This is a genomic window from Thioclava sp. F28-4 (assembly GCF_002020045.1).
GTDB lineage: Bacteria > Pseudomonadota > Alphaproteobacteria > Rhodobacterales > Rhodobacteraceae > Thioclava > Thioclava sediminum.
This window is the reverse complement of the sequence record NZ_MPZQ01000033.1, coordinates 1-9,086: the sequence shown is the minus strand read 5'-3', so window position 1 is coordinate 9,086 and position 9,086 is coordinate 1. Positions and strand designations below refer to the sequence as shown.

The 9,086-nt window shown below is 59.9% G+C and carries 11 protein-coding genes and 1 pseudogene; 8 read left to right on the top strand and 4 right to left on the bottom strand.

Annotated elements, in window-relative coordinates:
- Positions 1-133: 133 nt before the first annotated feature.
- Positions 134-425, top strand: a pseudogene (locus tag BMI87_RS21535) (transposase); the annotation flags it as partial.
- 363 nt (positions 426-788) lie between these two features.
- Positions 789-1,076, top strand: a complete 288-nt coding sequence (locus BMI87_RS22880) for a 5-formyltetrahydrofolate cyclo-ligase (protein WP_246831742.1) — start codon at positions 789-791, stop codon at positions 1,074-1,076.
- Between the two features lie 27 nt (positions 1,077-1,103).
- Here the strand turns inward: BMI87_RS22880 and BMI87_RS21525 are convergent, their stop codons facing one another.
- Both BMI87_RS21525 and BMI87_RS21520 read right to left on the bottom strand, forming a co-directional pair.
- Positions 1,104-2,255, bottom strand: a complete 1,152-nt coding sequence (locus BMI87_RS21525) for an HPP family protein (protein ID WP_078523506.1) — start codon at positions 2,253-2,255, stop codon at positions 1,104-1,106.
- A gap of 53 nt (positions 2,256-2,308) precedes the next feature.
- The gene (locus tag BMI87_RS21520) at positions 2,309-3,064 is read right to left on the bottom strand and encodes a sulfite exporter TauE/SafE family protein (protein WP_078523505.1); all 756 of its coding nucleotides are present in this window, start codon (positions 3,062-3,064) and stop codon (positions 2,309-2,311) included.
- A gap of 76 nt (positions 3,065-3,140) precedes the next feature.
- Between BMI87_RS21520 and BMI87_RS21515 the strand changes: the two genes are divergently transcribed.
- The 5 genes from BMI87_RS21515 to BMI87_RS21495 all read left to right on the top strand — a co-directional run bounded on the left by BMI87_RS21515 (position 3,141) and on the right by BMI87_RS21495 (position 6,335).
- A complete protein-coding gene (locus BMI87_RS21515; RefSeq protein WP_078523507.1) occupies positions 3,141-3,836 on the top strand; it encodes a FadR/GntR family transcriptional regulator in 696 nt (231 codons plus the stop codon).
- Between the two features lie 513 nt (positions 3,837-4,349).
- Complete coding sequence (locus tag BMI87_RS21510; RefSeq protein WP_078523504.1) at positions 4,350-4,694, top strand: helix-turn-helix transcriptional regulator; 345 nt, start codon at positions 4,350-4,352, stop codon at positions 4,692-4,694.
- Complete coding sequence (locus tag BMI87_RS21505; RefSeq protein WP_078523503.1) at positions 4,687-5,205, top strand: SRPBCC family protein; 519 nt, start codon at positions 4,687-4,689, stop codon at positions 5,203-5,205. Before BMI87_RS21510 ends, BMI87_RS21505 begins: the two co-directional genes overlap by 8 nt.
- Before the next feature lie 34 nt (positions 5,206-5,239).
- The gene (locus BMI87_RS21500) at positions 5,240-5,632 is read left to right on the top strand and encodes a GFA family protein (protein ID WP_078523502.1); all 393 of its coding nucleotides are present in this window, start codon (positions 5,240-5,242) and stop codon (positions 5,630-5,632) included.
- 292 nt (positions 5,633-5,924) lie between these two features.
- Positions 5,925-6,335 (top strand): GFA family protein, encoded by a 411-nt coding sequence (locus BMI87_RS21495; RefSeq protein ID WP_078523501.1) that lies wholly within the window; start codon positions 5,925-5,927, stop codon positions 6,333-6,335.
- Between the two features lie 34 nt (positions 6,336-6,369).
- Here the strand turns inward: BMI87_RS21495 and BMI87_RS21490 are convergent.
- Both BMI87_RS21490 and tcmP read right to left on the bottom strand, forming a co-directional pair.
- Positions 6,370-7,127 (bottom strand): IS5 family transposase gene (locus BMI87_RS21490; RefSeq protein ID WP_134330913.1). Its coding sequence is split into 2 segments (ribosomal slippage): positions 6,370-6,806 and positions 6,806-7,127, totalling 759 coding nucleotides; the frame shifts between segments, so codons are not numbered across the junction.
- A gap of 46 nt (positions 7,128-7,173) precedes the next feature.
- Complete coding sequence (gene tcmP, locus BMI87_RS21485) at positions 7,174-7,827, bottom strand: three-Cys-motif partner protein TcmP (protein ID WP_210402517.1); 654 nt, start codon at positions 7,825-7,827, stop codon at positions 7,174-7,176.
- A 575-nt stretch (positions 7,828-8,402) separates the two neighbouring features.
- Here tcmP and BMI87_RS21480 point away from each other — a divergent pair.
- Positions 8,403-8,870 carry a nuclear transport factor 2 family protein gene (locus BMI87_RS21480; protein WP_210402516.1) on the top strand — a complete coding sequence of 156 codons (468 nt, stop codon included), beginning with the start codon at positions 8,403-8,405 and terminating at the stop codon, positions 8,868-8,870.
- Positions 8,871-9,086 lie beyond the last annotated feature (216 nt).

Sequence of the window (9,086 nt, the reverse complement as noted above, 5' to 3'; positions counted from 1 at the left end):
TGACCACCATCGTTAGGTTGCCATCGAGTATCTACTTGAGGGCATTGGCGACAACGGGCGATTCCTCTTTGCCGGTCAGATGTTCCACCGTTTGGACGATGAAGCTTATGACCGCACGATGTGCTAGTGCCCAATTGACGACAAGCGGGTGCTGAGCGGGATTATCTTCATCAACCGCAATGGCTTGCGCTGGTGCGACGCTCCTGCTGCTAATGGCCCTCACAAAACGCTCTAGAGCCGATGGAAGCGTTGGAGCGAAAAGGGCATCTTCGCGCGAATGATGTCCGCGCTGGTGTCGGAACACGGCGGAGATAAGGCCGTGATGATCGACGCGACAGACCTAAAGGCCCACCGAACGGTGACCCGCATGGCCGCCAAAAAAGGTGCGTGGTCGTCTAATTGGTCGGACCCGAGGCGGCATTGACCTGCCTCCGAGGTCGCCCCGGGCTATTTCGATCCGCTGGCCGTCGATCCCGAACAGGCCCGCGACGTGGCCCGTTGGCGCAAGGCCGAACGCGCCCGCCTGTGCGCTGCGCGTCTGGCCTTGTCGGTTGCAGAGCGCAAGGAGATCGGCGAGGCGCTGGCCGGGCATCTGCAAAAGGTGTTGAAAGACCGCTTCGGCGGGGCACCGGGCAAGGTCTTTTCCGCCTACTGGCCGATCAAGGGTGAACCCGACCTGCGCCCGCTGATGGCGGAGCGTCACAAGGCCGGTATAACCGTCGCCCTGCCACTGGTCGAAACCAAGGCGGCTCCGGCTCACCTTTCGCCGCTGGACGCCCGAAAGCCGCATGGTGTGCGGCGACTGGAACATTCCTGTCCCGCCCCCGGACGCGCGGCTCGCCACACCCGACATCGCACTTGCGCCGCTCCTCGGCTGGACCACAGAAGGCTATCGCCTCGGATATGGCGGGGGCTATTTCGACCGAACTTTAGCGGCGCTGGAACCGAAACCCTTTGTCGCCGGTGTCGGGTTTCAAGAGGCGCGCCTTCAGACCATCTTCCCGCAACCTCATGACATCCCGCTCGATCTCATCGTGACCGAGAAAGGGATGCAGACCGTGAGAGACGTGGTCTGAGCCCCATCCAGGTTCCAGGCACCCCGGTCAGGCGGAGCCGGCGCGCGCCGCGCTCCGGGACAGCGCCGCTACGAGGTCGGTCCGGGTGACGATGCCGACGATCTTGCCGTATTCAAGGACCGGAACGGCATCTGTATCTCCCTCGGCCATCATCGGCAGCAAAGCCCCGATCGGGGTGTCGCCGGTGGCGCGGGGGCTGGCGACACTCATGATATCAGCGGCGGTCATCGGTCTTTCCCGGTCCCGATCCAACAACCTGCGGAACGCTGCCCGAAAGCCGCGATCAAGGCGCAGGGCATCGTCGCGGGCCTGGCTGATGAGATGCATCTGGAAGATCACGCCCAGAAAGGTTTGATCCACACCAACGACCGGAAGCGATGTGAAGTGATGCTGCCGGAACAGATCCGCGATCTCGCCCAATGGGGCGTTCGACGTGACGGTGACGAGATTGCGCGACATGATGTCTTGCGCAGTCAACGGGCCCGACGAATGCGCCGCCGCCTGCAGTTCGGCGGCCCCGATCAGTCGGGCCAGGTCTTCGACGCCGAGGTTGAACGACTGACGATAGCGTTCGAGAATCCCCGTCAGCTCCTCTTCCGAAAGCCCAAGTCGCTCGATCGGATTGCGATCTGCGGTTCCATGAATATTGGGATCCTCGAATTGCCGGAAGGGATAGTGGCGTCCCGTCAGCCGCGCATAGAGGGTTGCCAGCAGAACCAGTGCGATGGTTCCGAACGCAATTGGCGTCAGGGCGAACCAAAACCCCAGATGCGCGATGGCGTCCGGGGACATGGCCGCGGTCATGGCGACGGCACCAGCGGGCGGATGGACTGCGCGGCACAGGATGGTTGCGGTGATGGCAAGCCCGACGGCGAGCGCGATGCGCAAGGCGGGGTCCGTCACAAAAAGGCAAACCGCAACCCCGACAAAGGCCGCGACGGTATTGCCCACGATCGCCGACCAGGGCTGCGCCAAGGGGCTGTTCGGAACGGCGAAGAGCAGAACCGAGGACGCCCCAAAGGGCGCGACGAGATAAAGACCGAGGTCCAGATCGACGGTCGGCGACAACAGGAACAATCCGGTTAGCGCCAATCCGATCAGCGCGCCAAGCCCCGCGCGCAGCGCCTCCTTGGTTGGAACACGGGCCACAGCCGGGCCAAGTGATTTCAAAATGTGCAACGCGACGCCTCAACATCAGCTGTCGCCGAAAGTTTCACCGGTTTGACGAAAGATCAACCTGCGGGGCGCATAAAGAAGGCAACGGTCATGATCAAGCCGATTGCGATAATGAACAGACGCAGCACGGCCGTGTTCCTAACCCGCCGCGCCAGAACCGCGCCGATGTATCCGCCCATGGCGCAGGACAGGCCGACGATCAGCAAGTTGCCCCAGTCGATCAGGCCCGCAATGGCATATGTCGCGACCGAGACCACCGACAGGATCACGGACATCAAGTTCTTCAACCCATTCATCCGGTGCAGGTCGGTCATGCCGATGACGCCGAAAGCCGCGAGCAGCATGATGCCGAGGCCACCGTTGAAATAGCCGCCATAGACCGAGACCACGAACACAAGAGCAAGTGCGGTGGGGCTGGGCGTCTCGCGCCCGGACTTCGCGAGATACCGAACGAAGGACGGTCCGGTGGCAAAGGCCAAGGTCGCCATCAACAAGAGCCAGGGCACCACGCCCGAGAACAGCTCTTCCGGCGTGACCAGCAGCAGACTAGCGCCAGCGAGCCCCCCGACGATCGCCGTGCCGAAAAGATGGGCGAGAGGAGGCTTCCCGCCGCGCTCGATATCTGTGCGATAGGCCCAGGCGCTGCCCACATAGCCCGGAAGGGCGGCAAAGGTCGCGGTCGCATTCGCCATGATGGGCGGAACACCGGCCCAGACGAGTGCGGGAAACGTCAGAAAGGTGCCACCACCCGCGATTGCATTGAGCGCACCGGCGCCCAAGCCGGCCAGCACGAGTATTATACCTGTCAGCATGTTCGTTCTCCTTCAAACCGCGCCGCTGTTGCATGATGCCGGATTGGTCTGCAAATTGGTCTGTATCGGGGTGCAAATGACCACGAAGCGAACTCGAAAGGTTGTGGAAGCGCTGCGCGACTATTGCGCGGCGGCCGCCATCGCGCCGGGCGGACAGCTGCCGCCGGAGCGGGATCTGGCGCGTCGGTTGGGGTGCAGCCGTGAGACGCTGCGCAATGCCTTGGCCGAGCTGGAGCTCGCTGGCGATCTCTGGCGGCATGTCGGGCAAGGCACGTTCCTTGGCCCCCGCCCGCGGGGCCACCCTGTGCGCGAGACCATTCTAGTGCAAGGCGCTTCACCGCTTCAGCTGATGCAGGCGCGCCTGACCCTCGAGCCCTCCGTCGCCGCCGAGGCCGCTGCGCTCGCGACCCCTGCCGAGATCGCCTATCTTTCCGATCTGGTCAACCGGGGCCGCCGTGCCGCAACCCGGGCCGACTGCGAACGGCTCGATGCCGCCTTTCATCGTGGTATCGCAGAGGTAACAGGCAATCCCATCCTGCTTGGCCTACTCGACTATCTCGCGGGCGCGCGCCGCCATGCCGCCTGGCAGCGCGAATGGGAAGTCACTTACCGAAAACTCGGTGTCGCCGAATTCACCGAACGTCACAGCCTACAGCATGAGGAGTTGGTCGCGTGCATTCAACGGGGCGCGGCCGACGCCGCCGCGGATGCCATGCGCAGGCACCTGCAGACGATCTTCGCGGCCATGTGCGGGTCCGGTCTGCCGCCCTGACAGCGGTGCCGCTCCGCCCGGGTCCTGCGCCTTCAGAACACTGCCACCAACCAATCTCGAAACATCCACAGGCGGGGGAGAGCTGCCGGTTGTCAGGATAAAGGATGGAAACCGGCGAGAGTGACGGCGGAAAATCGGTCAGAACCTCGACGAACTCGCGGGCGGTCAGAGCCGCCTCGGCATGGTAACGCGGCATCTGGACAAGACCAAAGCCAAGACGCGGCGGCTTTGTCCGCAATGTGGACCTCTGCCGGAACCGGTTTGCTGCGCAAGGGGCGGAGGACCGGTTCGGTGACGCTGCGCCGCAGCGGTGCGCCTTGGGATCAAGGGCCGCAATGGGCCGAAGGCCAACGTTTTCTTCCCTGCCTGAACTTCTGATCTCTGTGGACCCGCCAAGCCGCACTGAGCTGAGCATTCCCGTTGCTGTGCGTGGCGCCGAAATCGGCTACACCCCAGCAGGTTTCTCAAAGTTAGGTGTTGACCTAACTTTATTACGGCCACATGCTTAGGCGCATGCCTAACTCAAAGCGCTCCATAGAACAGGTCTTCATCGCATTGTCCGATCCGACGCGGCGGGCAGTCGTTCAGAAGCTTAGCGAAGGGTCGGCCACCGTCTCACAACTGGCCCAGCCTTTCGACATGGCGCTGCCGTCCTTCACACAGCATCTCGGGGTTCTGGAAAACGCCGGCCTTATCATGTCGCAACGACAGGGGCGAAGCCGTGTCTGCACTTTGAACCCGTTGGCTTTGAAGGCTGCGGAAGATTGGATGGCCTCCCACCGCAAGCAATGGGAGAGCCGCTTGGATCGCTTTGAGACCCACCTCGAGAAAATAAAGGAGGAGAAATCCAGTGACTGATGGAGCCGCCGAAATCGTCTCTGCATGGGCCGAGTGGCCTTTGGAAAAGGAAATTGTCATCGCTCGTGTCGTCGACGCTGAACGTGAGACCGCCTTCGAAGCGTGGACCGATCCAGCACAAATCGTGCATTGGTTCGGGCCTGAGGGCTTCCAGATCGAGTCCCATGAGGCCGACATCCGGGCAGGTGGCGTTTGGCGGTTCGACATGATTGCTCCGGACGGCACGCGGTTCTCGAACCGTATGGATTTTCTGCGGGTCGAGGCACCAAGCCTGATCGAGGCCGATCATGGTCAGGATATCGATGATGACCCCGACCGCTTCCGGCTTCTCGTCACCTTCGACACGCAGGATAATGGGAAAACCGTTGTCACCTTGCGCCAGATGCATCCGACGCCAGAACGCCGCGCAGCGGTTATCGGGTTCGGGGCTGTCGAATTTGGCGCTCAAACGCTTGGCAAACTGGCTGTTCATGTTGCCGGCGAGACCGGCGATGCTGCAGCGCGCGGCTGAATTTTCACAGGTTTGATCGAAGGGAAACACGATTATGAAGCGTTTCACGGGCGGTTGTATGTGCGGCGATGTTCGAATTGTGGCTTCGGGCCGCCCCTATCGGGTCGGCATATGTCACTGCCTCGACTGTCGCAAACATCATGGCGCCCTATTCTACGCGGCCGCCGTTTTCCCTGAAGACGCGGTGAACATCGACGGCGACACGCGTGACTATGCCGGGAGGAATTTTTGTCCACGCTGCGGATCGTCCGTTTTCGCGCGAAGTGGCGATGAGGTCGAACTGCATCTCGGTTGCCTCGATGCGCCCGACCAATTGAAACCAACCTATGAGAATTGGGTCGTTCGTCGCGAAGCCTGGCTACCGGAATTTCCGGACATGAAAAGATATGAACGTGATCGCGACGAGACCAACCACCGCAACGACTAAAGTGAGCACCATCTCTTGGCGAAGCATCATTCGTCTACAAGACGTGAACGACGGCTGCACGATGCGCGAATGGCGGGTTCGATCAAGCAGCATTTGCGCAGACCCGCCAGCTTCAATGTCCAACTCAGGGCTGAGAGCGACGATCTTTGCTCACTGAGAGCGCCCAGCCGCGCCGCGACGCCGCAAGCCCGCTTCGAGCCCCTTTTTGACCGTGATCCAACACGCGGATACAAGGAGGAAATGAAAATGCATTCGACTGGCGACAGGGGCTTGTCTCTCGAGAGGAGTGTGAATGGACGACAATCAGGCCATAGGACAATGCCTGTGCGGCGCTGTGAAATTCCGCATATCGGGAGAATTCGAGAGCTTTTTCCTGTGCCACTGCGCCCGCTGCCGCAAGGGCAGCGGTTCGGCCCATTCGGCAAACCTGTTTTCGTCCACGGCCAAAATTAAATGGATGTCAGGTGAGGAAAACATCAAGACGTTCCGGCTCGCCGGTTCACGCCATGTTAAGGGCTTTTGCTCCGACTGCGGGGCCGCGCTGCCTGTTTCTCAACCGGAGATTGGTTTGCTTGTCGTGCCAGCGGGGTCGCTTGACAGCCGGATCGACATACGACCCAACGCGCATATCTGCTGTTCCAGTCGCGCGACCTGGGACAACGACCTGGTCGCCATCGAAAGGATCGACGGGCTTCCCGGCTGAACGGTCGCGCCGATAATGCATCTAGGCTCAGGACTCATAGCCAGTAGATGACCGTGGCGGCGAGAGCGATGGCCGAGAGGAAGACCTTCGGGCACCTATCGTATCGCGTGGCTACCCGCCGCCAGTCCTTGAGTCTGCCGAACATAATCTCGATCCGGTTGCGGCGTTTATAGCGGCGCTTGTCATACTTCACCGGTGTCTTCCGCTGCTTACGGCCCGGGATGCAGGCGCGTATCCCCTTGTCTTTCAACGCTTCGCGGAACCAGTCGGCGTCGTAACCGCGATCCCCGAGCAGCCAGTCGACATCCGGAAGACTGTCGCAAAGCGCCCGGGCACCGATGTAATCGCTGACCTGTCCTGCCGTTACGAACAGGTTGAGAGGGCGTCCCTGGCTGTCGCAGATGGCATGCAGTTTCGTGTTCATCCCGCCCTTGGTCCGTCCGATCAGGCGGCCGCGCCCCCCTTTTTGACGCCCAGACTGGACGCCGTGCGGTGGGCCTTCAGGTAAGTGGCGTCAATCATCACGGTCTTCTTCTCGCCATGCCCGGCAGCCAGTCCGGCCATCATCTTCGCGAAGATGCCTTTGTCGCTCCAACGCTTCCAACGGTTATAGAGCGTCTTGTGGGGGCCATACTCCTTCGGCGCATCTCGCCATCGCAACCCATTACGATTGATGAAGATAATACCGCTCAGGACGCGCCGATCATCGACGCGCGGCTTACCATGGGACTTCGGAAAGTAGGGCTCCAGACGCGCCATCTGCGCATCGCTCAGCCAGAATAGATCAGACATGTCACCGCTCTGTTTTCGTGCGGTGAATCATGCCCTTCTGCTGAAATCAATGGGTCCTGACCCTAGCGCGCTCCTCCCCAAACAATGCATCCATGTGAGATTTAACAGACGGGTTGGAGATACCCGCGTTGATGCGGTTGTAGTTAAAAAAGAAGACGCAGTCGCAACCCCAATCCTTGATCACCCCATTGACCAAGCGTAATGACAAGCCCTTGTAGCCGAAGGGATCGAAGAAAGTGAAAGCGGGAATGATTTGAGTTTCCGAGAAATACTCTTCAGCGTCCTTCCCGACCTCGTTGCAATTCACGACAGGCGGGTATTTGAGAGTTTCGATACCAGGTAACTTGGCTATTTCCTGCTTGAGAGTGTTAGAGTTGTTTTCATCAACATCGTTAAACAGTGCAACTAGGGCGTCTCGAATGCGCTCGTTTTCAATTGCTTTCTCCAGCACCATCAAGGGCGTCGAAGCAGCGCCATCTTTGTATCGCCCTGGTCCAGCGTAGAGGTCGATATAGGCGATTTTTCCCTCACCCCACCTCTTCGCAGTTCCAACTACGATGTTTGCCCACGCTACAAAGTATTTTTGGATAATACGGGCCTTAACGACTGATTGATCGCCGCGCTCTTCAAAAAATTTTTTTGCCATACATGCACCAAGTTCAATGTCTTGTTGCACGTCATAGTAGATCGACTGTTCCATACCAAACAGTAGAACAAAATGCGAACAAATGGAAGGCCCGAGAGTGCTGACGATAGATGGCCTTTTCGCGATCTACCACCCCGCATCCTTGGGGCCGACAAATTCGAACAAGGGCATAGATACTGGCGCGCGATTTCCAGGCACAACTTCGCCATAACTTCCGCCACCGGGCGCAGTCTTTTCTGTGCTCGATCCCGCGCTTCCGCCCGTCCTGACCTTCAGCGAGGAGCGGGCCTGTGTTCCCGACTGTATGTCCGCGTCCTGACACCGGAAGGGGTGCCTTCGGCCTCGCTGTGAACGACTGCTCTCCGCCCAGACCTACGGACCCGTCGCGAACGGCCCAATCCCGACCTTCGCTAGGTTCGGCTTTGCCGCGGCGCAGCTTCCCCAAACCGGCCATCGGTGCCTCATGCGGCATGGTTTGGCGTGCCAAGGTCGGCAATGCGGACAAAGCGACCATTTGGTCGAATACGCATTGCCTTCTCGCGCCGCCAGCAATATCAGGCCTTCATGATCAGTCAGCACATCCAGCTTGCTCAAGGCACCTATTACCGCCGCTCCTGAGGCGGTGGATAGTGTTGCTGATCCAAACCGCCGTGATTGGGCGGTTTGCTTCTTCGGACATCCCCGGTCGCGGCTCTTTCAATGGAGCTAAAATGACGACCAAACAGCTTTGCATCGACTATCTAAAAGCCCTGAACGAGGGAAATCTCGCGGATGTGCGCGCCCTCTTCAGCGACAACGCGAAGGTTGTATCCCCGCTCTATGGGGTGCTAGATGCCTTTGAGTTCTATGCCGATCTTTTCAAAGATACGAACAGATCAGAAACCTCGTTACTGAATGTGTTCGACACGTCTGAAATGTCGAAATCGGTTGCCCTTCACTTCCGATACGAATGGACCTTGGCTGACGGTAAGCTGGTGTCGTTTGAATGTGTTGATGTGTTTGAACTGAACGACGCGCGAGATCGGTTCGAGAAACTGACGATCATCTATGACACCGCCCCGCTTCGGCAGGACTTCGACAATCTCAGACGCACGTAAGCAAACCGCGTGGCCCGAGTGTGAATGGATGCGCTCGGGCCTCAATGGCGGAAACGGGCTCATTCCGGACCTTCGTCGCGGTTGTCAGCAATGTCGGCTGTGGGCCGAGGCTGTGTGGAAACCCGTCGACGAGGGCTTCCTGATGCAAGTTTTCCGCACGGCTCGTTTTTCGCGGCCTTCGACCATTCCTTCGCGCGCATCGCGGCCTGGTGAGCC

What these genes read in the sequence shown, in the direction of transcription:
- BMI87_RS21500 (WP_078523502.1), top strand. Translation starts at nt 5,240, where the DNA reads ATGAAGCGTTTCACGGGCGGTTGTATGTGCGGCGATGTTCGAATTGTG.
- tcmP (WP_210402517.1), bottom strand. Translation starts at nt 7,827, where the DNA reads ATGGAACAGTCGATCTACTATGACGTGCAACAAGACATTGAACTTGGT.
- BMI87_RS21520 (WP_078523505.1), bottom strand. Translation starts at nt 3,064, where the DNA reads ATGCTGACAGGTATAATACTCGTGCTGGCCGGCTTGGGCGCCGGTGCG.
- BMI87_RS21495 (WP_078523501.1), top strand. Translation starts at nt 5,925, where the DNA reads ATGGACGACAATCAGGCCATAGGACAATGCCTGTGCGGCGCTGTGAAA.
- BMI87_RS21515 (WP_078523507.1), top strand. Translation starts at nt 3,141, where the DNA reads ATGACCACGAAGCGAACTCGAAAGGTTGTGGAAGCGCTGCGCGACTAT.
- BMI87_RS21510 (WP_078523504.1), top strand. Translation starts at nt 4,350, where the DNA reads ATGCCTAACTCAAAGCGCTCCATAGAACAGGTCTTCATCGCATTGTCC.
- BMI87_RS22880 (WP_246831742.1), top strand. Translation starts at nt 789, where the DNA reads ATGGTGTGCGGCGACTGGAACATTCCTGTCCCGCCCCCGGACGCGCGG.